The organism is Sneathiella sp. D3-11 (assembly GCF_055809395.1).
On sequence record NZ_CM147911.1, the window covers coordinates 1,741,333 to 1,764,484 of the forward strand.

Annotated in this window: 21 protein-coding genes and 4 pseudogenes; 12 read left to right on the forward strand and 13 right to left on the reverse strand. The window is 53.1% G+C overall.

Annotated elements, in window-relative coordinates; translation table 11 throughout:
• Positions 1-5 precede the first annotated feature (5 nt).
• Both AC0L73_RS08940 and AC0L73_RS08945 read left to right on the forward strand, forming a co-directional pair.
• Positions 6-2,337, forward strand: a pseudogene (locus AC0L73_RS08940) (adenosylcobalamin-dependent ribonucleoside-diphosphate reductase).
• 69 nt (positions 2,338-2,406) lie between these two features.
• The gene (locus AC0L73_RS08945; protein WP_227948640.1) at positions 2,407-2,835 is read left to right on the forward strand and encodes a VOC family protein; all 429 of its coding nucleotides are present in this window, start codon (positions 2,407-2,409) and stop codon (positions 2,833-2,835) included.
• Here the strand turns inward: AC0L73_RS08945 and AC0L73_RS08950 are convergent.
• Together AC0L73_RS08950 and AC0L73_RS08955 are read right to left on the reverse strand one after the other, a co-directional pair.
• Complete coding sequence (locus AC0L73_RS08950) at positions 2,832-3,434, reverse strand: gamma-glutamylcyclotransferase (RefSeq protein WP_227948637.1); 603 nt, start codon at positions 3,432-3,434, stop codon at positions 2,832-2,834. The two genes, AC0L73_RS08945 and AC0L73_RS08950, sit on opposite strands and share 4 nt — an antisense overlap.
• Complete coding sequence (locus AC0L73_RS08955) at positions 3,431-4,339, reverse strand: DMT family transporter (RefSeq protein ID WP_473655357.1); 909 nt, start codon at positions 4,337-4,339, stop codon at positions 3,431-3,433. Before AC0L73_RS08955 ends, AC0L73_RS08950 begins: the two co-directional genes overlap by 4 nt.
• 98 nt (positions 4,340-4,437) lie before the next feature.
• Between AC0L73_RS08955 and AC0L73_RS08960 the strand changes: the two are divergent.
• Positions 4,438-5,485 (forward strand): annotated as a pseudogene (locus AC0L73_RS08960) (DUF2125 domain-containing protein).
• 3 nt (positions 5,486-5,488) lie between these two features.
• Here the strand turns inward: AC0L73_RS08960 and AC0L73_RS08965 are convergent.
• From AC0L73_RS08965 to AC0L73_RS08975, 3 genes and pseudogenes are all read right to left on the reverse strand, one after another.
• Positions 5,489-6,433, reverse strand: a complete 945-nt coding sequence (locus tag AC0L73_RS08965; protein ID WP_473655358.1) for a prephenate/arogenate dehydrogenase family protein — start codon at positions 6,431-6,433, stop codon at positions 5,489-5,491.
• 3 nt (positions 6,434-6,436) lie between these two features.
• Positions 6,437-7,526 (reverse strand): annotated as a pseudogene (hisC, locus tag AC0L73_RS08970) (histidinol-phosphate transaminase).
• 32 nt (positions 7,527-7,558) lie between these two features.
• Entirely contained in the window at positions 7,559-8,413 is an 855-nt protein-coding gene (locus AC0L73_RS08975; protein ID WP_227948627.1) for a chorismate mutase, read from the reverse strand.
• Positions 8,414-8,576: 163 nt separating this feature from the next.
• On the opposite strand from AC0L73_RS08975, the gene metX reads away from it, so the two are divergent.
• Together metX and metW are read left to right on the forward strand one after the other, a co-directional pair.
• Entirely contained in the window at positions 8,577-9,722 is a 1,146-nt protein-coding gene (metX, locus tag AC0L73_RS08980) for a homoserine O-acetyltransferase MetX (RefSeq protein WP_227948625.1), read from the forward strand.
• Positions 9,719-10,357 (forward strand): methionine biosynthesis protein MetW, encoded by a 639-nt coding sequence (gene metW, locus AC0L73_RS08985; protein ID WP_227948622.1) that lies wholly within the window; start codon positions 9,719-9,721, stop codon positions 10,355-10,357. Before metX ends, metW begins: the two co-directional genes overlap by 4 nt.
• Positions 10,358-10,362: 5 nt before the next feature.
• On the opposite strand, the gene AC0L73_RS08990 is transcribed toward metW, so the two are convergent.
• On the reverse strand, positions 10,363-11,118 hold the full coding sequence (locus AC0L73_RS08990) for a class I SAM-dependent methyltransferase (protein ID WP_227948620.1): 756 nt from the start codon (positions 11,116-11,118) through the stop codon (positions 10,363-10,365).
• A 69-nt stretch (positions 11,119-11,187) separates the two neighbouring features.
• On the opposite strand from AC0L73_RS08990, the gene gloB reads away from it, so the two are divergent.
• Complete coding sequence (gene gloB / locus AC0L73_RS08995; RefSeq protein WP_473655359.1) at positions 11,188-11,958, forward strand: hydroxyacylglutathione hydrolase; 771 nt, start codon at positions 11,188-11,190, stop codon at positions 11,956-11,958.
• A gap of 3 nt (positions 11,959-11,961) precedes the next feature.
• Positions 11,962-12,396 carry a cupin domain-containing protein gene (locus tag AC0L73_RS09000; RefSeq protein ID WP_227948618.1) on the forward strand — a complete coding sequence of 145 codons (435 nt, stop codon included), beginning with the start codon at positions 11,962-11,964 and terminating at the stop codon, positions 12,394-12,396.
• Here the strand turns inward: AC0L73_RS09000 and yddG are convergent.
• The 5 genes and pseudogenes from yddG to AC0L73_RS09025 form a co-directional block, all read right to left on the reverse strand.
• The gene (gene yddG / locus AC0L73_RS09005; protein WP_227948617.1) at positions 12,393-13,289 is read right to left on the reverse strand and encodes an aromatic amino acid exporter YddG; all 897 of its coding nucleotides are present in this window, start codon (positions 13,287-13,289) and stop codon (positions 12,393-12,395) included. The genes AC0L73_RS09000 and yddG overlap by 4 nt on opposite strands.
• Positions 13,290-13,395: 106 nt before the next feature.
• On the reverse strand, positions 13,396-14,118 hold the full coding sequence (phbB, locus tag AC0L73_RS09010; RefSeq protein WP_227948616.1) for an acetoacetyl-CoA reductase: 723 nt from the start codon (positions 14,116-14,118) through the stop codon (positions 13,396-13,398).
• 27 nt (positions 14,119-14,145) lie between these two features.
• Positions 14,146-15,316: pseudogene (locus tag AC0L73_RS09015) on the reverse strand (acetyl-CoA C-acetyltransferase).
• A 145-nt stretch (positions 15,317-15,461) separates the two neighbouring features.
• Entirely contained in the window at positions 15,462-15,824 is a 363-nt protein-coding gene (locus AC0L73_RS09020) for a hypothetical protein (RefSeq protein WP_473655360.1), read from the reverse strand.
• Positions 15,825-15,871: 47 nt separating this feature from the next.
• Entirely contained in the window at positions 15,872-16,708 is an 837-nt protein-coding gene (locus AC0L73_RS09025; RefSeq protein ID WP_473655361.1) for a hypothetical protein, read from the reverse strand.
• Positions 16,709-16,947: 239 nt separating this feature from the next.
• Here AC0L73_RS09025 and phaR point away from each other — a divergent pair, with 239 nt between their 5' ends.
• Positions 16,948-17,562 (forward strand): polyhydroxyalkanoate synthesis repressor PhaR, encoded by a 615-nt coding sequence (gene phaR / locus AC0L73_RS09030; RefSeq protein WP_227948614.1) that lies wholly within the window; start codon positions 16,948-16,950, stop codon positions 17,560-17,562.
• A gap of 201 nt (positions 17,563-17,763) precedes the next feature.
• Positions 17,764-18,195, forward strand: coding sequence for a hypothetical protein (locus tag AC0L73_RS09035; RefSeq protein WP_227948612.1), 432 nt, complete (start codon positions 17,764-17,766; stop codon positions 18,193-18,195).
• Between the two features lie 13 nt (positions 18,196-18,208).
• Here the strand turns inward: AC0L73_RS09035 and msrA are convergent, their stop codons facing one another.
• Positions 18,209-18,697 (reverse strand): peptide-methionine (S)-S-oxide reductase MsrA, encoded by a 489-nt coding sequence (gene msrA / locus AC0L73_RS09040; RefSeq protein WP_415776498.1) that lies wholly within the window; start codon positions 18,695-18,697, stop codon positions 18,209-18,211.
• A gap of 170 nt (positions 18,698-18,867) precedes the next feature.
• On the opposite strand from msrA, the gene pdxR reads away from it, so the two are divergent.
• From pdxR to AC0L73_RS09055, 3 genes are read left to right on the forward strand one after another with little or no spacing between them, the layout of a single operon-like run.
• Positions 18,868-20,352 carry a MocR-like pyridoxine biosynthesis transcription factor PdxR gene (pdxR, locus tag AC0L73_RS09045; protein ID WP_227948608.1) on the forward strand — a complete coding sequence of 495 codons (1,485 nt, stop codon included), beginning with the start codon at positions 18,868-18,870 and terminating at the stop codon, positions 20,350-20,352.
• Positions 20,353-20,359: 7 nt separating this feature from the next.
• Complete coding sequence (locus AC0L73_RS09050) at positions 20,360-20,929, forward strand: ABC transporter substrate-binding protein (protein WP_473655362.1); 570 nt, start codon at positions 20,360-20,362, stop codon at positions 20,927-20,929.
• Positions 20,908-22,149: an extracellular solute-binding protein gene (locus AC0L73_RS09055; protein ID WP_473655363.1), complete on the forward strand. Its 1,242-nt coding sequence runs from the start codon at positions 20,908-20,910 to the stop codon at positions 22,147-22,149. The genes AC0L73_RS09050 and AC0L73_RS09055 overlap by 22 nt, the downstream gene beginning before the upstream one ends.
• Positions 22,150-22,151: 2 nt before the next feature.
• Here AC0L73_RS09055 and AC0L73_RS09060 read toward each other — a convergent pair whose 3' ends face one another.
• Positions 22,152-23,150 carry a glycosyl transferase family protein gene (locus AC0L73_RS09060; RefSeq protein WP_227948604.1) on the reverse strand — a complete coding sequence of 333 codons (999 nt, stop codon included), beginning with the start codon at positions 23,148-23,150 and terminating at the stop codon, positions 22,152-22,154.
• Positions 23,151-23,152 lie beyond the last annotated feature (2 nt).

The following is a 23,152-nucleotide window of genomic DNA, read 5'->3' on the forward strand; positions in this document are numbered from 1 at the left end:
GCACAATGTCGCCTGTCGCCCCGATCTCTCAACAGATATGGGATATGAAGTATCGCTTCAAATCCGCCGATGATAGCGTCAAGGAGCGCTCAATCGAGGATAGTTGGCGGCGTGTCGCCCGCGCCATGGCCGCCGCAGAAAAAGAAGAAAATCGGGAAAAATGGGAAGATCGCTTTTACGCCCTCCTAGAAGACTATAAATTTCTTCCCGCAGGGCGCATTTTGTCCGGCGCCGGAACGAGAACGGCAGGTTACCCTGTTTAATTGCTTCGTCATGGGCGATATCGATGATGACATGTCATCAATCTTTGACAATCTGAAGGAAGCCGCGCTTACCATGCAGCAGGGGGTGGGATCGGCTATAATTTTTCGACTCTCCGGCCGAAAGGCGCGCCGGTCCATGGTATGGGGTCCGATGCCTCCGGCCCGCTCAGCTTTATGGATGTCTGGGATAGTATGTGCCGCACGATTATGAGCGCAGGTTCCCGCCGTGGCGCCATGATGGCGACGATGAGATGTGATCATCCAGATATTCTCGACTTCATCAAGGCGAAACAGGATCCCGGTCGCCTCCGGATGTTTAACCTTTCCGTTCTGGTGACAGATGCCTTTATGGAGGCGGTCAAGAAGAACGATGCGTGGGAACTTCGTTTTGACGGCACCCTTTATAAGACGGTGCAGGCTCGTGAGCTATGGGACGAGATTATGCGCTCAACCTACGCCTTCGCGGAGCCCGGTGTTATCTTTATCGACCGCATCAATGCCCGCAATAACCTATATTATGCCGAAACCATCACCGGTACTAATCCCTGCGGGGAGCAACCCCTGCCCGCCTATGGCGCATGCTTGCTGGGATCAGTCAATCTCACCAGAATGGTCGCCCATCCATTCGAGAAGAAGGCTGCCATTGATCTTAAAAAACTTGATGGCGTTGTCCGCGATGCAATCCGTCTGATGGATAATGTCGTGGATGTCTCCGGTTATCCGCTTCCCGAGCAGGCAAATGAGGCCCGCACGAAGCGCCGCATCGGCCTCGGTATTACAGGTCTTGCCAATGCACTTATCATGTGCGGCGTGCGCTATGGCTCAGACAAGGCGCTGGCTCTCACTCGCAAATGGATGGCGCAACTCCAGCGCTCCGCCTATCTTGCGTCTGCCGATCTCGCCGCGGAAAAAGGCGCGTTCCCGCTCTTTGACAAGAAAAAATATCTTGCCGGGGAAACGATTAGTGCCCTCGATAAGGATATTCAGGAAGCGATTGCGGAAAAAGGCATTCGCAATGCGCTTGTTACCTCCGTTGCGCCGACGGGTACGATCTCTCTTCTCGCGGACAATATCTCAAGCGGGATTGAACCGGTTTTCAGTTTTTCATATACCCGCAATGTTCTGATGCCGGACGATACGCGCAAATCTGAGGAAGTAACCGATTATGCCCTTCGCCTATTCCGGCGATTGAAGGGTGCCAATACGCCTCTTCCCGACTACTTTGTCGATGCGCAAGTGCTGACCCCGCCAGATCATGTGCGGATGCAAGCCGCCGTGCAGGAATATATCGATAGCTCAATTTCGAAAACCATCAACTGCCCTGAGGATATCAATTTTGAGAATTTCAAGGATATCTATCTGCAAGCCTATGAGCAGGGCTGCAAAGGCTGCACCACCTACCGACCCAATGATATCACCGGCGCAGTGCTTGAAGTAAAGAAGGATGATGCGAAGGCAAGTGCGCAGCCTGACTTGCCACTCGATGTACCATATAGCAAACCCTCCGACAGTTTCGAGGCGGGTGGCATTGTGTATATGACGAAACCACTGGACCGGCCCGGCACATTGCCCGGTCAGACCTATAAACTCCGCTGGCCGGAGAGTAATCACGCCATATATATAACACTTAATGACATCATTCAGGACGGCCGCCGTCGCCCGTTCGAGATTTTCATCAACTCCAAAAATGTCGAGCATTTCGCCTGGACGGTCGCGCTGACCCGCATGATTTCTGCTGTTTTCCGCCGTGGCGGCGACGTCAGTTTCGTTGTGGGTGAGTTGAAGGCCGTTTTTGATCCGCGCGGCGGTGCGCTGGGTGAAGGGCAAATATGTCCCCTCCCTCCTTGCGGCGATCGGCGAGGTGATCGAGACCCACATGATCCAGATCGGCTTTCTCCCACCACCAGAGGGCAAAAAAGAAGAAGCAAGCGAGGCTGTCTCAATGGCCGCGGGAGGTACAAGCAAGCCGAAAGAAGGTCTGCTCCGGCAATGTCCGCAGTGTGGCGAGGCCGGATTACTGAGGATCGAAGGCTGCGATACCTGCACGGCATGCGGCTTTTCCAAATGCAGCTGACCGTAATATCACTTTCAACATGGCGTAAAGACCGCTATTAACGCGCGATATTCTGCAACGGAGATAACTATGACGGACAAACCGATTTTCCCTTTTCATCTGGCCTTTCCCGTCGATGATCTGGAGGCCGCGCGTGGTTTCTACAAGGGACTGCTGGGCTGTGCTGAAGGCCGTAGTTCCGACGATTGGGTCGATTTCGATTTCCATGGTCATCAAATCGTCGCCCATCTCGCGCCGGAAGAACTCGGCACAGCCAGAACCAGTACAGTGGATGGCCATGGCGTTCCCTGCCGTCATTTCGGATTGGTGATGTCGATGGATAAGTGGCAAAACACTGCTGACCGCCTTACCAAGGCGGGCGTAAATTTTATTATCGAGCCTTACGTCCGCTTTCAGGGAGAGACTGGCGAACAGGCGACGATGTTCTTCGCCGACCCTGCCGGAAATGCTATCGAGTTAAAGGCGTTCAAGAATATGGACCAGCTGTTCGCAAGCTAGCTGTCCTTTTCGATCAACGCCATAATGCGGTGAAGCGGGCCGTCAGCAATGCCAAATTCATCGAGATGCGTCAGCGTGCTTTTCAGGTAATCTACATTGGGGCCGCCTCGACCATGGGCGCGGGCAATAATCTTTGCGGCCTCTCCCAATGACGGTTTGCCGCAATATTGCTCGTGGCCCGGATCAGCAACAAAAGTAAGCGCGGACGCCATAGTGCCATCTTGCAAAAGCCTGATCCGCACTGTCTTGGGTCGATAAACACTGGTCACCATTTCCCGCCGATAAAGATAATCGATTACCGGTTCCCGGATATCCGATGGGCACAGGATTCCTTTCCCACGGCAAGAGCCGCCACGATCAAGCCCTAGCACAAGCCCCGGATTCTCCCGCGTTCCCCGATGCACGACGGAGGTCACACAGAAAGCGCGGTGATAACCATAAAGCTGGGCATCCTGAATACCAAGGTGGTCGAAACCAGGCCGCCACATTAACGAGCCATAACCAAAAATCCAGAGATCTTCATTCGCAGGCAGTTCCGGTAGCGGATAATCAACGGGCGGAAGGTCCGGTTCCAATACCAAATCAAATTTTCGCGTCATGTCTTTCTCGCCTTGTTGACCCGGAAATTAACAAGCGCCACCCCAACCACGGCAATCCCCATTCCGATCAAGGCAAGTGCGCCCAACGTCTCATCAAACAGGAAATAGGCAACCACCGCTGTGCAGGGCGGTGTCAGGTAAAAGAGGCTGGACACATTTGCCGCCGCTCCTCTTCGCAGCAGGATGTAGAGAAGCGTCATGGCGCCAAGTGATAAAATAATGACGAGCCAGAGCAGGGCAAAAACCAACTCTCCTGACCAGATAACTTCTCCTGTTTCGAACAAGAGAGACATGAGATAAAAATAAACTCCGGCGACCATGAACTGAATCAGGTTCCCACTTTTTATATTCATGTGCGAGCAGAATTTCTTCTGATAGAGGGTACCCGCAGAAATGCTGATCAGCGCGATAAAGGAAAAGCTCATGCCAAAAAGCGTTCCTTCCCCGATCGAAAGCTTGTTAAAAACCACGAGAAAAACACCAAGGAGCCCCAGCAAAAGACCAACCCATTTCTGTAAAGAAACACTCTCCTTTAGCAAAACCCCGGCTAGCGCCGCCACGAAAAGCGGCTGTATCCCCACAATAAGAGAGGAAATACCCGCTGGCGTCCCCTTTGAGATGGATAGGAACACAAAACCGAGGTAACCGCCATGCATCAGGAGGCCCCCGATTGAAATATGAAAATAATCAATGCCGCGCGCGGGCCAGCGTGTCTGGGTCATCAGCACGAATGGGATCATCAGTGCAACGCAAATGCCGAAGCGCAGGGCGAGAAATGTCATCGGCTCGACATAGGGCAGACCCATTTTCGCACCGATAAAGCCCGTGCTCCATAGAAAGACGAAGATAACTGGCATCGCCTTTATAAACAGGCCGTCAGTAAGCTGACTGGAATTATCTGTCATGATGCATGCGAGGCCGAGGTAAGGAAATTCTGTAACTGCTGAAGTTCTTTCTATATAGAGTGCATAAGCGTTTCACAAGCAATCAACCCGGACCGGCGATGCGTATTCTCTATAGCGGAATTTTGGCCCTCATCCTTGTTATCGGTGGTTATGTCTACTGGTGGCACCATGTGGCGGACAAGCTTGTGGAAATTGCCGACAGATGGCGTGAACAACGGATCAGCGAAGGCTATGAAATCAGCCACGAGCCGCTGGTCACATCGGGCTTCCCCTATCGGGTGAGGGTCACGGCAGAGATGCTCTCTGTCGCTAATCCATCCCATAAACAAGCACCAAGCATAAATGTTCCAACCTTCTGGGCCGTGGTAGAGCCATGGCGCATAAATCATGTGATTTTCGGTATAGAGGGCACGGGCCGAGCCGATTGGCTGGAAAAAGGCCTGCAAAGAGGACTTGATTTCACGGCTGCTTCCGCACTCGGCAGTGCAACTTTCAATATCGATGGTCGAATGCGCACCGTCGCCATTGATATCAAGGAGCTTGAGGCAGCACCGTCCATGGCGGCCACTGGTCACGGCAGAGCGACTGCAGCTTCATGGTCGCCCAAAACGACCTGAAAGTTCAGACGAAAAAACCAGCACCGAAAGAATGGAAGGCCAGCAGATTGCTGTCCGCGCCGATAACATGGTGATAGAGGGGATGGATGATTTCCCGCTCGGAAAGCGAATAACGGATTTCTCTCTTTCCTCCATTCTCTATGGCAAGGTACAGAGACTTCCAGCCGCCGATACCCTCACCAAATGGCGCGATGAGGGCGGGTTTATCGACATAGAGGCGCTCAATATTGATTGGGGCCATGGCGCCATCACCGGAAATGGTGCGCTCACCTTGGATGACCGGATGCGCCCTCTGGGGGAGCTTAAGACCCGAATTTCGGGGTATGAGAAGATTCTCGCGGCACTGACGGAAACACGGCAGATAGATGCAAAGGCCGCCCGCACTATCGGTTTTGGCTTAGGGCTACTGGCAAGAGAAGAGGACGACGGCAAACGCTATATCTCGCTCCCTTTATCGGCGCGGGATGGTGGCGTTTATCTCGGACCCGTCTATTTGATGCGGCTCGGCGCCGTTATCGGGAGCAAATAGACGCTATTCGGATTTCTTTGGCGTGTCCACAGAAGTGTGAACACGACCGAAATCCGGTTCCGGCGTTTCCTGTCCGGCGTCAATAATCTGCCGCCGGATCGCCCTCGTCCGCGAGAAGATATTGAACAATGTGTCCCCGTCATCGCGCCGAATTGCCCGCTGCAACGCGGTCAAATCCTCAGTAAAGCGACCGAGCATTTCCAGCACAGCCTCCTTGTTATGCAGGAATACATCGCGCCACATAGTCGGATCGGAAGCGGCGATACGGGTAAAGTCGCGGAAACCACCGGCTGAATACTTAATCACTTCAGACTGAGTGACGTCTTCCAGATCATCTGCCGTCCCGACAATATTATAGGCGATCAGATGTGGAATATGGGACGTGATGGCGAGGACCAAATCATGATGATCCGGGTCCATAATCTCAACCTTGCTGCCCATTGCTGCCCAGAAGTCCGACAGTTTCGCGACCGCCGCATCGCTTGCCTGCCCGCATGGCGTCAGGATGAGCCAGCGATTGATAAAAAGTTCGGCGAAACCTGCTGCAGGGCCTGACTTTTCTGTTCCGGCAACCGGATGGCCCGGGATAAATTCGGCATGGCTCGGTAAATTAGGGCCGATAGCCTTTACCACGGCCCCCTTAACAGAGCCCACATCAGTGACAATCGCACCCTTTTCGAGCATCGGCGCAATCTCTTTTGCTAGTGCCTCATAGGTGCCGATAGGAGTGCAGAGGATAACAAGATCCGCACCTTTAACGGCCTCCTTGGGGCTCTCATAGGCCGCATCGACGATGCCGAGTTCCTTCGCAACTCGGCGACTGTCCGCCGTGCGCGCCGCACAGACAATTTCATCTGCAAGGTTATGCTGACGCACAGAGCGAGCTATCGAAGATCCGATTAAGCCAATACCGATCAAAGCCAGCCGTTTGAATTTTACTTCCGTCATACTCTAATTGCCGAGAAATTCGCTCAGCGCCTCTATCACTGCGTGGTTTTCATCATCCTGCCCGATTGTCATCCGCAGGCAGGTCGGCAGGCCATATCCGGCCACCGCGCGAAGCAGCAGACCCTTTTTCGCAAGATACGCTTCGGCATCGGCAACGGATTTTCCACTCTCCTCAAAATCGATGAGCAGGAAATTACCGACGCTTGGGGTAATACCCAATCCCATTCCACGAAAGCTTTGTGTCAGGATTGGCAGCCATTTATCATTATGCTGACGCGCCTTTTCGATATGCGCCTGATCACGAACGGCTTCAACTCCGCCCGCGCTGGGCAAGGGCATTAACATTGAACGGCCCGCGCACGCGGTGCAGCACATCAACGATCGCCGGGGGGCAATAGGCCCAACCGAGGCGCAGCCCGGCAAGGCCGTAGATCTTTGAAAAAGTCCGGGTCACAACCACATTATCGTGGGTATCGACCAACTCGACCCCTGCACGATAATCATCACGGCTAACATATTCCGCATAGGCCGCATCTAGCACGAGAAGAATGTCATCGCGCAGACATTCACGCAGGCGCACCACTTCTGAATGTGGCAGATAAGTGCCTGTCGGGTTATTCGGATTAGCGAGAAAGACAATTTTTGTCTTCTCTGTCACCGCCGCAAGCAGATTGTTCACATCCGCAGTGCGATCAATTTCCGGAGCCTTCACCGGTGTTGCCCCCGCCGCGGCCGCAGAAATGGCATACATCAGGAAACCATGCTCCGGAAACAGCACTTCATCCCCGGGTCCGACATAGGCCGTATTCAACAGGGAAATAAGTTCATCCGATCCGTTTCCGCAGACAATGCGGGCGGCATCCAGATTATGCACTTCGGCAATCGCGTCCGTTATGAGGAGCGAGCCACCATCGGGGTATCGATGAGCATTTGCAACAACCGCCTCAATCGCAGCGACCGCCTTCGGGCTCGGGCCGAGCGGCGATTCATTGGAAGAGAGCTTGGCAACATTCTGATTTTCACCCGCCTTGGATTTGCCGCCAACATAGGGGGAGATAGTCATAATACCTGGCTGTGGAACCGGTGTCGTCATTGAACTTCTTTCAACTCGGGTAGTGGATTTCTTTATTTGATGGGAACGGCGTATGCGCCAAGAATAACGGCTTTAATAAAGCTTTCGCCACCGATCTCCCCTAGTGTAACCAGGCGTGGATCTGTTTTCGCAACAAATTCGGGCATTTCGATAAGATGGAGCCAGTCACCTTCCCCCGCATCGGGCGTGCGGGAATCCGCACAATAACCGCTGAGACCCGCCTTCGTAAGATTTTCTGTGAGCCGCGCGCGGCTCACCTCTTCACTGGTGGCCAGAGCCATCAAGGTCACATCATCGCCAGAGGGCTCCGGTTCCGCCTGACCGATGACAAGGGAGTTCAAATCCTCAAATCCGCCGGACGGATTATCAAGGAAAGGTAGCGCCGCCAGAATCTTGGGCACATTTTCCCCGCCTTGCGCAAGCTGTGTCCACCAGGTATCGCGCTCCCGCGTCAGCCAAGGAAGCACGCCCAGAGTCGACGGGTTTTCATAAACCTCCCGCAGGACAACCGTTGGCAGCTGATGCAACTTCATTGGCGTCGCTGAGCCAAAATGAAACCGCGCCAAATCCCAGTAGCCAACGGATTTATCAGGCGCGGTTATGGAAACCGAGTATGGCTGCTGCATCCAGCCAACTGCTGCAATTAATTCTCGCCAAATCGCCGCAATAACCGTGTCAGGCAGCTTGCTGGAATGCGCCTTCAATATATTACGGAGAATGGATGCCTCTCTACCCGGGCGAAAGGCAATAGCCTTGCCATCTCCTTTTTTCGCCGCGGCGATATCCTCGACAATTGCGATCCGCTTTTCCAGAACCGACAAAAGTTCCGCATCCAGCCGGTCAATCTCAGCCCTCAGCGCTTCCAGTTTTGTATTTTTTATTGTCACTATCGTTACCTGAACTTACAGACTGTTTTGTCAAAATTGGACCACAAAGCCCCGGATTTGGCAAAGAATATATTGACATACCTTACCCCGCCGCACTAGCTAACAGCAAAGTCATTCAAAACAAAGATTTTTCTAATCCATTTGCGGGAAAAGAGTAGCATAAGTGTCTATAAATCCTCCACAGTCGGATAATCAGACTATTATCCTTGGAAAGGAGACCCCGCTCAAGCTGGACTGCGGCGTGACGCTGGAGGCCATCAATATGGCCTATTGCACTTATGGAAAGCTGAATGCGGAGAAATCAAATGCGATTCTGGTCTGTCATGCCCTGACCGGCGATCAATTTGCCGCCAGTCGCCAACCCGTTACCGGCAAGAACGGTTGGTGGGAAATAATGATTGGCCCGGGCAAGGTTCTCGATACAGATAAATACTTTATTGTCTGCAGCAATGTCCTTGGTGGATGCATGGGCACGACAGGCCCGTCCGATATCGACCCGAAGACAGGCAAACCATTTGGCCTGAATTTCCCAATCATTACCATCGGAGATATGGTCCGCGCCCAGGCACTGCTTCAGGATTATCTCGAAATCGGAAGCTGGTTTAGTGTAATCGGCGGTTCCATGGGCGGTATGCAAACCCTGCAATGGGCCAGCGCCTATCCAGACCGGGTATTCAGCGCGATTCCCATCGCCTGTGCCGCACGCCACAGTGCACAGAATATTGCCTTCCATGAGGTTGGTCGTCAGGCAGTAATGGCCGACCCCAACTGGCAGAGTGGTGATTATTACGCAAGTGATACGAAACCGACAGCCGGCTTGGCAGTTGCACGCATGGCCGCGCATGTGACTTATCTTTCAGAGGCAGCGCTCCACCGGAAATTTGGACGTAACTTGCAGGATCGAGATAATCTCACTTACGGGTTCGACGCGGACTTCCAGGTTGAAAGCTATCTGCGGTATCAGGGAATCAATTTCGTCGACCGGTTCGATGCGAACTCCTATCTCTATATCACCCGGGCCATGGATTATTTTGATCTGGTGGAGGATAATGGTGGTGCGCTCGCCAATGCGTTTGAAGGAACGAAAACCCGCTTCTGCAGTGTCTCTTTTACGAGTGACTGGCTATTTCCGACATCCGAAAACAGGGATATTGTCCATGCGCTGATCGCGGCAGCAGCGAATGTCAGCTTTGTAGAGGTTGAGACAGACAAGGGCCATGACGCCTTCCTGCTCGATACACCGGAAATGTTCAAAACAATTGATGGATTCCTGCAGTCGAGTGCAAAAAGCCGAGGCCTGGTCTCATGAATGATCCTATCAAATTTGTGCCCAAGCGGGACATCCGCGTTGACTGGCAATTGATTGCGGAAATGGTCGAGCCAGGCAGCCGGGTTCTGGATGTCGGCTGCGATGACGGGCAGCTTCTTGCCCATCTCGCCGAAACGAAGGAAGTCGAAGGTCGCGGTCTTGAACTTAGCCAGCAGGGTGTGAACATCTGTGTCGCGAACGGGCTTTCCGTGGTGCAGGGGAATGCCGATACGGATCTTGTTTATTATCCCGACGACAGTTTCGACTATGCGATTTTGAGCAAGACCTTGCAGACTACGCATCAGCCGCATGTTGTACTGGAACAGCTTCTTCGCATCGGGCGGCGCGCCATTGTCTCTTTCCCGAATTTCGCCTACTGGCGTTGTCGGGCCTATCTCGCAGTCAAGGGACGGATGCCGATGACGAATTCATTGGATATTCCGTGGTACGAAACGCCGAATATCCATTTCTGCACGCTCACGGATTTCACCGCACTTTGCGAAAAAATGGATGTCAAAATCGAACAATCGGTCATCGTCAAGGCATCGGGCGATGTGATGACCCGCTCGACCTATGGCAGCTTCGCTAATTTCTTCGGCGCGGACTGCATTTTTATGCTCTCAAAAAATTCCTAGATCTTTTATTTCGCCTGCCGGGACTGCCTTCTGGCAATTACAGGACGGGCCGCCGGCAAGATAACCGGTCGCCGACGTGTTTTACGTTCGGGTAATTCTGTCAGCGCGTATATCTGTTTCTCCGCTTCCATAATCCGGACACCGCAGAAATGCCCCCACCATTTTTCACCGACATTCTCCCATGCTTTCGATAGGCGCAGATTAAGCCGCCATTTGCTAGGCGGCATATAGAGGGCGCCCTGCCGCTCACCCGGTGTAAAGCTGTTATCCCGCAGAAGACGGTTAAGCTGCTTGTCACTATAGGGGCGACCATAGCCGAAGGGTGTGTTTTCCGTCCGCGACCAAAGACCGCGCCGACTTGGCACCACGACCATCAGTTTTCCCGTCGAAGTGAGGACTCTCCAAAGCTCCTGCATTATCAAATCAACATCGGTCGCATTTTCAAGTCCATGCACCCAGATGATACGATCGATAGAAGAATCAGGGAGTGGCAAAGTGTGCTCATCCACAAGGCTGACGAGGCTTTTGCCCTCACGCGGCCATTGAATGACCCCCTGCTCTAGCGGCATGAAGGAGATAACCCGTTCTGCCTCCGCGCGAAACGGATTTAGAAAAGGCGTAGCATAACCAATGCCGAGAACCCGGAAATTTTTCAGATCCGGCCACATCAGCCGGATTTTGCGGCCAATCGTGCGGCGGACCATCTGCCCAAGAGAGCTGTGGTAAAAATTCCGCAAATCAATAACATCGGGTCTGAGCATGGTGTTATACTGCCATAAAATATAGAAATGGAAACTTAACAAAAAAGCGCAATTTCGAAAGAACAACTGATGAGCAAACTGGAAATTCACCAAATTCCTGTCCTAAGTGACAATTATGTCTATTTATTTCGGGACCCCGAAAGCGGTTTGGTTGGCGTTGTCGACCCCGCTGTCGCTGATCCGGTCTTGGGTAAGCTGAAAGAACTTGGCTGGACGCTAACCCATATCATCAATACCCATCATCATCCGGATCATACAGGTGCCAATCTGGAACTTAAGGAGAAGACGGGCTGCACGATTGTTGGCGCAAAGAATGATGCGGCGCGCATTCCGGGGATCGATATCAAAGTGGAAGAAGGCGATACTTTCGAATTCGGCAGCCAAAAGACGCATGTATTTGAGGTGCCGGGTCATACGGTCGGCCATATTGCCTACTGGTTTGAGGAGTCAGACGCGCTCTTCTGCGGGGATACGCTGTTTGCTCTCGGTTGTGGACGGCTGTTTGAAGGGACACCTGCGCAGATGTGGCAGAGCATCAGCAAATTCCGCAACCTTCCCGATGAAACCAAAGTCTATTGCGCCCATGAATATACCGAAGCAAACGGCCGTTTTGCTGTGTCGGTGAACCCCAGGAACGAAGCGCTGCAAGAACGCTTTGCCAAGATTGTCGAGATGCGAAAGAAGAATATTCCGACAGTCCCTTCCACCCTTGGAGAGGAGAAGGAAACCAACCCCTTTATGCGCGCGGATGACCCGGTTCTGGCGTCGGAACTGGAGCTAAGCGGCGCCGATCCAGTGGAGGTATTCGCCGAAACCCGCCGTCGCAAGGACAGTTTCTAAATCATGACCCTGACCGCCGCCGATATCATCCAGCGTCTTAATATGCAGCCCCATCCGGAGGGCGGGCATTTCGTCGAAACCTTCCGTGATGACCTGACTCTGCCGGATAGCAAACGCGCGCTTTCAACGGCGATCTATTATCTGCTTGAAAAGGGAGATCGGTCCCATTGGCACCGTGTCGATGCCGTGGAAATCTGGCATTATTACGCGGGCGCATCGCTCACACTCTCCATGGCTGCGGAGGACGCCCCGGCGGAGGACTGGATTTTGGGCCCGGACCTTTTCAATGAGCAGCGACCACAGATCACCATTCCACGAGGCTACTGGCAGGCTGCCCACTCAAACGGGGACTGGACGCTTGTCGGATGCACAGTTGCGCCGGGTTTCGAGTTTGACGGGTTCGAGATGGCGCCGAAAGACTGGGCCCCTACGATTTAGTCAGGTTTTGCCGGCGTCCATAACGCCCGCAGTATTTTCAGCGAACCGACGAGTGCGCCAACAGTAATAAGAAGGCACCCAAAAATCAGGGACCAGGAAAAGCTGGCCACGCCGACGGCCAACAGGATCAGGGTGGAGAGCAGGGGCGAGAGATAGGACAGTACGCCTAGCGTCTGGATATCTCCGTGCTTCATCCCGCGATCCCAGAGGAAAAAAGCCCCGCCGACGGGACCAATACCCAGGCCCAGAACTGCCAACCATTGTAGAGCACCCTCGGGCCAGAGCGTCACCTCAAACAGGACATGGCAGCCAAGCGATAAGAGCGCCGTTATTCCGCAGAAAAGACCGATAACGTCGGAAGAGACCGCCGAATATCTCCGGCTCAAGACCGAATAGCTTGACCAGATAAAAGCACAGAGAATGGCAGCGAGATAGCCCGTGCTGTATTCCGGCCTGATCTCCAATGTGGCGCCCTTGGTGATCAGCAAGCCTGCGCCCACTAGGCTGATCAACCCGCCAACCAGGTGGAACCAGTAAAACCGCTCTCCCGGCAGCAGCGTCGAGAACAGGACGATCAGCAGCGGCCAGAGATAAGCGATCAAGCCTGCTTCTGCCGCCGGAGCGTTTTTAAGTGCCAGAAAATAGAAAAAGTGATAGCCGAACAAGCCCGCAACCCCAAGCACCCAAAGGCCAGCCGGTATCTTGAACAATGGCCGGATATCCTGACGATAGAACAACCATTTCAGGGACACACTAACAAAAGCTATTCCGAACGTCATCGCCGTGAGCTGGAATGGCGGCACCTGAGCTGTACCTGCCGTAAACAGGGCCAGAAGTGCCCACAGCAGGATTGCGCCAAGGCCGCAAAGGCTCGCTATCGTTCGTCCTCTCATCGTATAACCGCCCCTGAATTAGTCCGAATTGTCCGAAAAAGAAAATGGCATGGCTCCGGTCTCCCGGCGCCATGCCACTTTCAATTACAACCGTACAGATCAGGGATCAATACATATGCTGACCACCGTTGATCGAGAGTGTCGAGCCGGTAATGAAGCCGGCGTCGTCCGCAGCGAGGAAGCAAACCCCACGAGCGATTTCAGATGCCTTGCCAAGCCTCCCGACCGGAATACCGGCAACGATTTTAGCCAGCACATTTTCCGGCACCGCCGCCACCATGTCGGTATCGATATAACCCGGCGCAATGGCATTCACTGTGATGCCCTGCCCCGCACCTTCCTGAGCCATGGCCTTGGTAAAGCCATGAATACCGGATTTTGCCGCCGCGTAGTTAACCTGCCCATACTGGCCGGCCTGACCATTGATCGACCCAATATTTATTACACGGCCAAACTTTGCCGCACGCATATCGTCGATTGTTACCCGGCACATATTGAAGCAGGAGCCAAGATTGGTATCGATCACCTTTTGCCAGTTTTCCTGAGTCATCCGATGCAGTGTTCCATCTCGGGTAATGCCTGCATTATTGACAACTATCTCTACCGGACCGAGATCTGCCTTCACTTTGGCCACCCCTTCGGTACAGGCGTCAAAATCTGATACATCCCATTTATAGGAAGAAATGCCTGTGCGGTCCGAAAACTCCTTCGCCCGCTCGTCATTCCCTCCATAGTTCGCGGCAACTTTGTAACCCTTCTCATGCAGCATGATGGAAATGGCCTCGCCAATTCCACGAGTACCGCCCGTTACAATTGCTACTCTCGACATTTTCTGCCCCCTTTTGTCCCTAGTTAGCTATCGTTCAACACACATGGCGATACCCATACCGCCACCGATACAAAGTGTTGCCAGTCCTTTATGCGCATCACGCTTCTGCATTTCATGCAGCAACGTGACCAACACGCGAGCACCCGATGCACCAATCGGATGTCCGATGGCTATGGCACCACCGTTCACATTGACCTTGCTGGTATCCCAGCCAAGATCCTTATTCACCGCGCAAGCCTGCGCGGCAAAAGCTTCGTTCGCCTCAACAAGGTCTAGATCGTCGGTCGTCCAGCCCGCTTTTTCAAGCGCGGCGCGGCTCGCAGGAATAGGACCTGTGCCCATGATCGCGGGATCAACACCGCTTTGCGCCCAGGAAACAATCCGCGCGAGGGGCTTCAGCCCTTTTGCTTCAGCGGCCTCTGCCGTCATCAGTACAACGGCAGCTGCACCATCATTAATGCCGGAAGCATTGCCCGCCGTAACGGAGCCGTCTTTCGCGAAAGCAGGTCGCAGTCCGCCCAACTTCTCAGCCGTCGTTCCGCCGCGGATATATTCATCCTGATCCACAACAATCTCACCTTTGCGCGTGGAAATGGTGACCGGAACGATCTCGTCCTTAAAACGGCCCGCGACCTGAGCCTCTGAGGCTTTACGCTGCGATTCCGCGGCAAATTCATCCTGCGCTTCCCGGGTGATCTGCCATTTGGCGGCAACATTCTCCGCCGTGTTGCCCATGTGATACCCATGAAAGGCATCAATCAGTCCGTCTTTCAACATGGTGTCCGTGAATTCGAGTGGGCCCATTTTCTGACCGTTACGCAAATGCGCACAGTGAGGTGCCCGACTCATGCTTTCCTGACCACCGGCAACGACAACCTGCAGAATCACCATTAAGAATAGCCTGATAACCAAGAGCGACAGCACGTAGGCCCGAACCACAAAGCTGGTTTACGCCCCATGCCGGAACTTCATAAGGGACACCGGCATTGACAGAGGCCTGCCGTGCCGGGTTCTGGCCTTCACCTGCATTCAGCACCTGGCCCAGAATAACTTCGGAAACTTCAGATGCATCCGTTTTTGATCGAGCCAGCGATTCCTTAATAACAATCTCGCCAAGTTTATGAGCATCCAATGGCGCCAGTGCACCATTGAAAGAACCAACAGCGGTGCGGACCGCACTAGTAATGACAACGTCCATAATTTATTTCTCCTGTTTCGAATGTGTAATTTTAATTCAAAAATCACTTCGTATGAGAAATTTTCCAATCATTTTTCCTGCTCATACGAAATAACCTTAGTTTTTCGGAACCGCAACCCTTTTTCTTATTTCATCACTCAAAAACTCAATTTGCCATGATCCAATCGCCTAATTGACGCCATAAACCATCCTGTGCCTTCGCACTCGCCATCATACCAACATGTCCCGACGGCGGGGTGATAACTGTCGCGGATGGCAAAGCGGACGCCAGCGCAAGCGCGGAGGGTCGAGGAACGATCTTGTCAGTTTTTGGAGCCGCGATAAGAGATGCTATGGTAATATCTTGCGGCTGAACAATTTTCCCGTCAACCGCCCATTGCAACAAATTCGGCTCATTCCGACCATACCATTTATCAAAGACATCCGCGGCCACATGTCGGACGAGCGGATAACCATCGTTCAACCAATCTTCAATGGCAACAAATTCCTGTGCCTGATCGGACGTCATGTCCATACTCACAAACTTGCTAAACTTTCGAAGCCCAAGGTTTGGGTCTAGACTGGCAAAAAGCGTTTGCAGCAGATCCACGGGTAATTCTCCGAATCCTGCCAGAATATTGGCCCACATTTCCCGCTGTTCGAAAAGTGCCTTTGCCTGACCGCCAAACTCCGCGTGAAAATCCCAAGGCGCCGCAATGGCGATGAAGCTTTGAAGTTTATCCTGCCGCCGCCTTGCCGCCGCGACCGACAGAGTCCCCCCATGCAGTAACCCGCAAGATGAAGAGAGGCTTTCGAATAGGCTACAGACACAAAGTCTATCGCGGGGCAAATACGCTCAGTTACATAATCGGCGGTATCGAATCCATGCTCCCTCTCACCGGGCGCATTCCAGTCAAGCAGGAGCGGATGCATCCCCCGGGCCGCGAGATAATCTACAAGGCTGCGTCCGGGCATAAGATCTAGAATGTAGGCCCGGTTGACAAGGGATGGGACCAATAGCACAACCGGCGCAGTATCTGGGGCATCAGGCGCGCCATCCAGCAGTTGGGTCGTGCCGCACTGCCAGATAACTGGCCGATTGCGTGGTTCCCGGTGGTAGGGATGATCGTGATATAGGCGAATGCCTTTGATCATTTCCTTCACCTGTTCACTGCCCTGATCAGCAAGCTGTTTGAGCATCTCAGGTCCATATTCGATAGATCCGAAGTCGAGCGAACTACCCCGCGCGGCAGACGAAGCGGGTGCCGGAGAGACGGTATCTTTCTGACGAAGCGGAAGAAGCGCCAAGGAGCTTGCGACAGATGTGGTCGCCAACCCCAGATGGAGCGCCAACGGGCGCGGACCAGTCCGCGAGGCTATCGAACTGTTATTATTCTGGGCGTTAATACTCATTCGCCAACACCTGTTCCAGCAATATAGTTACAGTCTGGGATCTCATTCCTGCCGTCACCGCTGCATATCATATTACTTTATATATGCCAGCGCGGTCGGGTTGCCACTTGGCGATATGCTTTATTTCGACTTTATAATGCATTATTTACCAACGGCGTTGCACAATAAACTTGCGCAGCGCAGCAAATACAGGTGAAAATACGCGCATAAATATCTTCCAGCATAAGTTAGGAGACGCCGTGGTTGAAAAAAAGACTGATGACAAAAAGCCAATTGTCATTAAAAAATATGCAAACCGCAGGTTATACAATACTGCCACGTCATCATACGTCACGCTGGATCATTTGAGCCGTATGGTCAAGGAAGGGACTGAATTCGTTGTATTTGACGCGAAGACGAATGATGATATTACGCGGTCAGTCCTGACCCAGATAATCTTCGAGGAAGAAGCCAAGGGTCAGAATCTTCTTCCCATCAACTTCCTTCGCCAACTGATTAGCTATTATGGCGACAGCCTGCAAACCGTGGTCCCGGACTATCTCGAAATGTCCATGCGGTCTTTCTCCGACAATCAGGACAAGATGCGGGAAGTCCTGCCCGGGAACCTGACAGCCAATCCCATGTTCCAGCAGTTTGAGGAAATGGGGCGCAAGAATATGGAAATGTTCAGCCAGGCGGTGCGTATGTTCTCTCCCCCTACTTTATTTGGCGGTACGGAGGGGACCGCAGAAACTGAGAAACCAACAGATTCTGCACAAAAGAAACCTGATCAAACCGCCGAGATGATGCAGGAACTCAAGGATCAGTTGAAGTCCATGCAAAAGCGCATTGATGAAATGGGCGACAAGAAATAGCGCCGGGAGTTGTGTTTTCGCCGGTTTTATGTTAAATTATTTTTATAACTATAGGTTTTGTTAAGATTATTTTGCGGATTTACCCTCAAAATAATCGGCCTTAGTTTGGGCTGACGGAGAATCAGTCGCCCCCATTGTCATTGGCTTCAGAATGAAGACCGATTACTTCTGAATTTTAAACTTGTCCGGGACCGGATATTGATGGACGTTACGCGGACCATTTCAAATATTCTTCCACCGCCAGCGAAACGTAATGATGGCGGCGCTCTGCAGTTTGCCCGGAAAAGCACTCCGGCGGACCAAGATGACGTGCGCGTTGAAGAAGTACCGTCCGTTAATGCACAGCAGCGTCACGCCCGCGATGAGATTAGATCCGAAAAAGGCATGGCGCAGGTCCCCGTCAGGCTTCGGGAAATTCACAGCACCTTTACATCATCCCGCGCCCCCGGTGCTGTTGCCCACACTCCATATTCAGCACCATTTCTTGCACAGCAGCTAGCCCAGCAGGATGACGCAACGATCGAGGGTGATTCTGCACGTGTCCACCGCCAAGCCATCTCCGCCTACGATAACAGTCTCAACCTGACCGCGACAGTAATCGGGTTTGAGGGTCATTCGGAACGGATTGCCTAAACGCCTTTAGCCCCTAGATACGACAGGTCGCTAGCCCGCGCTTTTCCAGATATTGTTGATGATAATCTTCCGCCGGATAAAAATCGAGCGCCGGTGAAATTTCCGTAACGACCGGTCGACGCAACAGCCCGTGTCTTCCTTGCGCCTCTTTTGAGGCTTCGGCAATTGCCTTCTGGTCGTCATTTCGATAGAAAATCGCGCTGCGGTACTGCGTGCCGATATCCGGCCCCTGCCGGTTCAATGTCGTCGGATCATGGCTCTGCCAAAAAACATTGAGGAGGTCCTCAAAACTCACCACGGCCGGATCGAACCTTACTTGAACCACTTCCGCATGCTGTGTGCGCCCAGTGCAAACATCTTCATAGGTGGGATTTGCCGTGTTGCCGCCTTGATATCCAACAACGGTTTCCTTCACGCCCGATACTTGTCGAAATGCCGCCTCGACACCCCAAAAGCAACCGGCGCCAAAATAAGCAATTTCTGTTGTTTCCGTCATTTTCATCTCCTCATACACAAGATCGGCGCTGTTTATTATTTCGCGCATTTTTTGAAGAATGCAACCGCGGACAAGAAAACTTGATCAGAAAGAAGCCGTCGCCGAAATATAACTTGGTATTGGTCTGATATTTTTGTAAAATTTCCATGAATTACAAACCAATTTAAATGGTTCCCATGCCCCGTCGCCTCAAGAATGCACAGCTGCAGACGTTAACCCTCGACCCAAAGAGCGCCGTTTCCCTGCATCAACAGCTTTTTTTGGCGCTGCGTCAGGCAATTCTTGACGGTCGGCTGAGGCCTGACACGCGCTTACCTTCCAGTCGGTCTCTTGCCGCCGATCTCGATGTTTCGCGCAATACAGTGCTGAGCGCCTATGATCAGCTGATGGCGGAAGGATATCTTATCAGCCGCATCGGAGCCGGCTCCTACGTGTCGGATCAACTTCCCGACGATTTGCTGCAGCGCAAGACGAAAGGTCAAGCGCCGGGCGTTCAGACACGGGAAATCTATCTTTCGAAAATGGCCGCGCCTTTCCTGGGCAAGACACGTTCCTCAGAGAAAAGGGGCCTGCCTTTCTCCCCGGGGCTACCCGCACTTGAAACCTTCCCGTTTGAGGACTGGGCACGCCTTCTCTCTCGCCACTGGCGGCGACCAGGACGCGAATATCTGGTCGATAATCCCGTTGGCGGCGCTAAAATTCTACGCGAGGCCCTTGCTTCATACCTTGGACAGACCCGCGCCGTTCGTTGCCATCCCGATCAGGTAGTCATTCTTTCCGGATCGCAGCAGGCTATCCATTTGGTGGTGCGTGCCTTTGCCGAACCGGGCGAGGCTGTCTGGATGGAGGAGCCGGGCTATCCCGGCATTCGCGATGCCATCCTTTCCGCCGGGGCTGTTCCAATCTCCGTTCCCGTTGATGAGGAGGGATTTTCCCTCACGCGCGCGCGCGAAAGATCGCCCGCAGCCCGCCTTGCCTGTATTTCCCCCTCCCACCAATATCCGCTGGGCCAGACAATGTCGCTCGCCCGGCGGCTGGATATTCTGAAATGGGCGAAAGAGGAGGGGCGATTTATCCTGGAAGATGATTACGACAGCGAATATCGTTACGCGGGGCGACCCCTCTCTTCACTTCAAGGCCTCGATGATGACAATCGGGTGCTCTATGTCGGCACCATGAGCAAAGTTATGTTTTCCGGCCTAAGGGTAGGCTATATGGTGGTACCGGAGGATCTGGTGGATGTGTTCCTCGGTCTTCGCCAGAATATTGACAGCCACTCCCCTGCAGTACCCGAAGCAGCGCTTGCGGACTTCATCAATGAGGGCTATCTCGCCGCCCATGTCCGGCGTACCCGGCTTTTGTATGAAGCACGGCAGAAACATCTACTCTCGCTGCTACATGAAAGACTAGGTGATATCATTATGGTGGCACCACAGGAATCGGGCATGCATCTTGTCACCTATCTGCCGCCCGGCATCAATGATAAGGATGTGGAGCGCGACGCCGCCAAGGCGGGCATGCTTGTACGGGCCCTTTCCGGATTTTACAATTTGCCGACAGACCAGACCGGTCTTATTCTTGGCTTTGCCGGCACAGCGGAAAAAGAAATGCCACAATTGATCGATAGGCTTGCCAAAATCATTCGCAGCAAGGCGACGTAGTTTGCATATGAAAAAACATTCTTCACTCCTCCTCTTCCTGATAGCCCTTTTTTTCGGTTGTGCGGGTCCGGCACAAGCTGCTGAAAAACACCATGCCATCGCCATGCATGGAGAACCGAAATATCCTGCCGGATTCTTGCATTTCGACTATGTCAATCCAGGATCTCCAATTGGCGGGACACTGCGCCTTAGCGACATTGGCAGCTTTGATAGCCTTAACCCCTTTCTTTTGAAAGGAGTCACCCCGCGCGGGCTCAGCGATGTCTATCAGACTTTACTGGAACGGTCCCGCGATGAACCCTTCACCCTGTACGCAAATATTGCCGAAGCCATTGAAGTCGCGCCGGACCGCAGCTGGATTGCCTTTCACATCAACCCCAAAGCGCGCTTCTCGAACGGCACCCCCATCACGGCGGAGGATGTGCTGAGTTCATACGAAACCCTTCGCGAACAGGGGCGACCGAATGTTCAACTCTATTACCGTAAGGTGACAAAGGCCGATATTCTTTCCCCCTCTCCGTTCGATTTGCGTTCGAGGAGGAAGGACGTTTCGAGATGCCACTTATTATGGGGCTGATGAGCGTATTGCCAAAATCGGAGCTTTTAGAGACCAGTTTTGATAAAACCTCCCTCACCCCCCTGATCGGGTCAGGCCCCTATCTGGTTGAGAAAATCGAACCCGGTCGGCGCATTATCTATCGCCGAAACGAAAATTTCTGGGGCTGGCATCTGCCGCAAAACAAAGGCCGACATAACTTCGGGCGGATAATTTATGACTATTTCCGCGATGACGACGTCGCGCTAGAGGCCTTCAAATCCCACAATATTGATGCCCGCTTCGAAAGTAATGCAGCCAAATGGACCGCGAGCTATGGCTGGCAGTCAGGTGCTGAGTACAAGAGATCAACCCCGAAGCTCAGCATACCCGCACCAATGCTCGCCTTTGTCTTTAACACACGGCATAAGAAATTTGCTGATCTGCGTGTCCGCAAGGCCCTGACCCACGCCTTTGACTTCGAATGGGTAAACGCCAATATCCTGCATAGTCTTTATAAGCGCACGCACAGTTTTTTCGAAAACTCCCCACTTGCCGCAAAGGGCATAATCAAGGATGCCGAGCGGGACGTGCTCTCCCCCTTCGCGGATGAGCTGCCTGAGGCCGTATTTAACGACGCTTTTAGCCTTCCCAAAACGGATGGTTCGGGCCGGGCGCGCGTTAATCTCAAAATAGCGCGGCAATTACTCCTGTCTGCAGGTTACAAGATTAAAGATGGCATTCTAACCCATCAGGAAACTGGTCGCCCCTTCGAGATCGAATTTCTGATCAATAATACCGACTACGTCAAGATGATCTCCCCGTTTCAGCGGAATCTTGAACTTCTTGGCATCCAGAGTAATATCCGCCAGATCGATACGGCAAGTTATCAGAACCGCCTGACCGAGTATGAGTTCGACATAATCATCAATAGCTGGGGCCAGTCACTCTCACCCGGGAATGAACAGGCTTTCTACTGGAGCCGGAACGCTGCTGAAACGCCCGGCACGCGGAATTATCCGGCCATCCGCCTCGCCGCCGTTGACGCCATGATCGAACAGATTGCCACCGCACAGGATCGGGCGACGCTGGTTAATGCGGCGCGCGCCCTTGATCGCGTATTGCTCAACGGACATTATGTCATCCCGCTCTATTATACGGATGAAAAATGGCTAGCGCATTGGCCGGAAATCAAACTACCGGCCGTCCCCTCCTACTGGGGAACCAGTGCCGATTTATGGTGGTATGAGAAGGACAGTTAGACTTAGCCGAACCGTTTCTTATCGCGGTTTTCCCAAATTTCCCGGGCATGTGCCTCAGCCTCGCAGATTTTAAGGGCTGGCTCCGCAAGCTTCAAGGCAAAGGCAAGGGTGCCGATGACCGCAAGGATAGGCACCGGCAAATCAAGACTCCCTTGCCAGAGATGGAGGAGCCGCTCTGGCGACAGATCTTCTTCCCGCCATTTATAGACATTCTCTTCTGTCATTGCCGGCCATTCCTGCACCGTCGCCTCGCCGCCCACCAGCGCATCGGCGAGAACAGGCTTCATCGGATTGCGCTGTACTTCGCCGCCGCCACCCTTGAATATCAAGCTGTTGGGTTGGTCAAGCGTCTCTACTGTTCCAAGATGCAAGGCCTTGTAAGGCGGATGGAATACTCCCTGAAGCTGATAAGGCGCACTGAAGGGATTGATATCCCGCCCGAATGTATTCACCGCCGTCCGCACACCAAGCAGGGGGCGCAACTCGAAAAGCGCCTGTACTGAGGGGCAGAATTTCTCCAACCCAATATACACGAGGTTGTTATCACTAAGACATGCTGCCGCGTCGGAAAGAGAAGCAGCCTCTGGCACACCAAATACGGCGAGGCCCGGTCGTGTCGGCGCATAACCATCGGTATAGCCTTCGATGCCATGCATCAATACCTTGTACCCCTGATCAGCAAGAAGGATGGCGGAAAGGATAAACCAGGGCTGCTGCCGATGACGATCCGCGTAAGATGGCCAGTCAAAATCCACTTTTGCCGCAACATCCCGCTCCAGAAAATGATCGCGTGCAGCGGCCACCATACCGGCGAGTTCTGCGCCCGTTTCACCCTTGCGGCGCAGCAATAGCAGGAACGCGCCAAGCTGTAATGGCTCGACCTCGCCGGAGAGCACCATATTCATGGCGGCTCTCGCTTCGTCAAAAGTCATATCCCGCCACATCTTCGGACCTTTGCCGAGAATGCGGACATATTGCGCAAACGGATGATCTTGGGTCATGG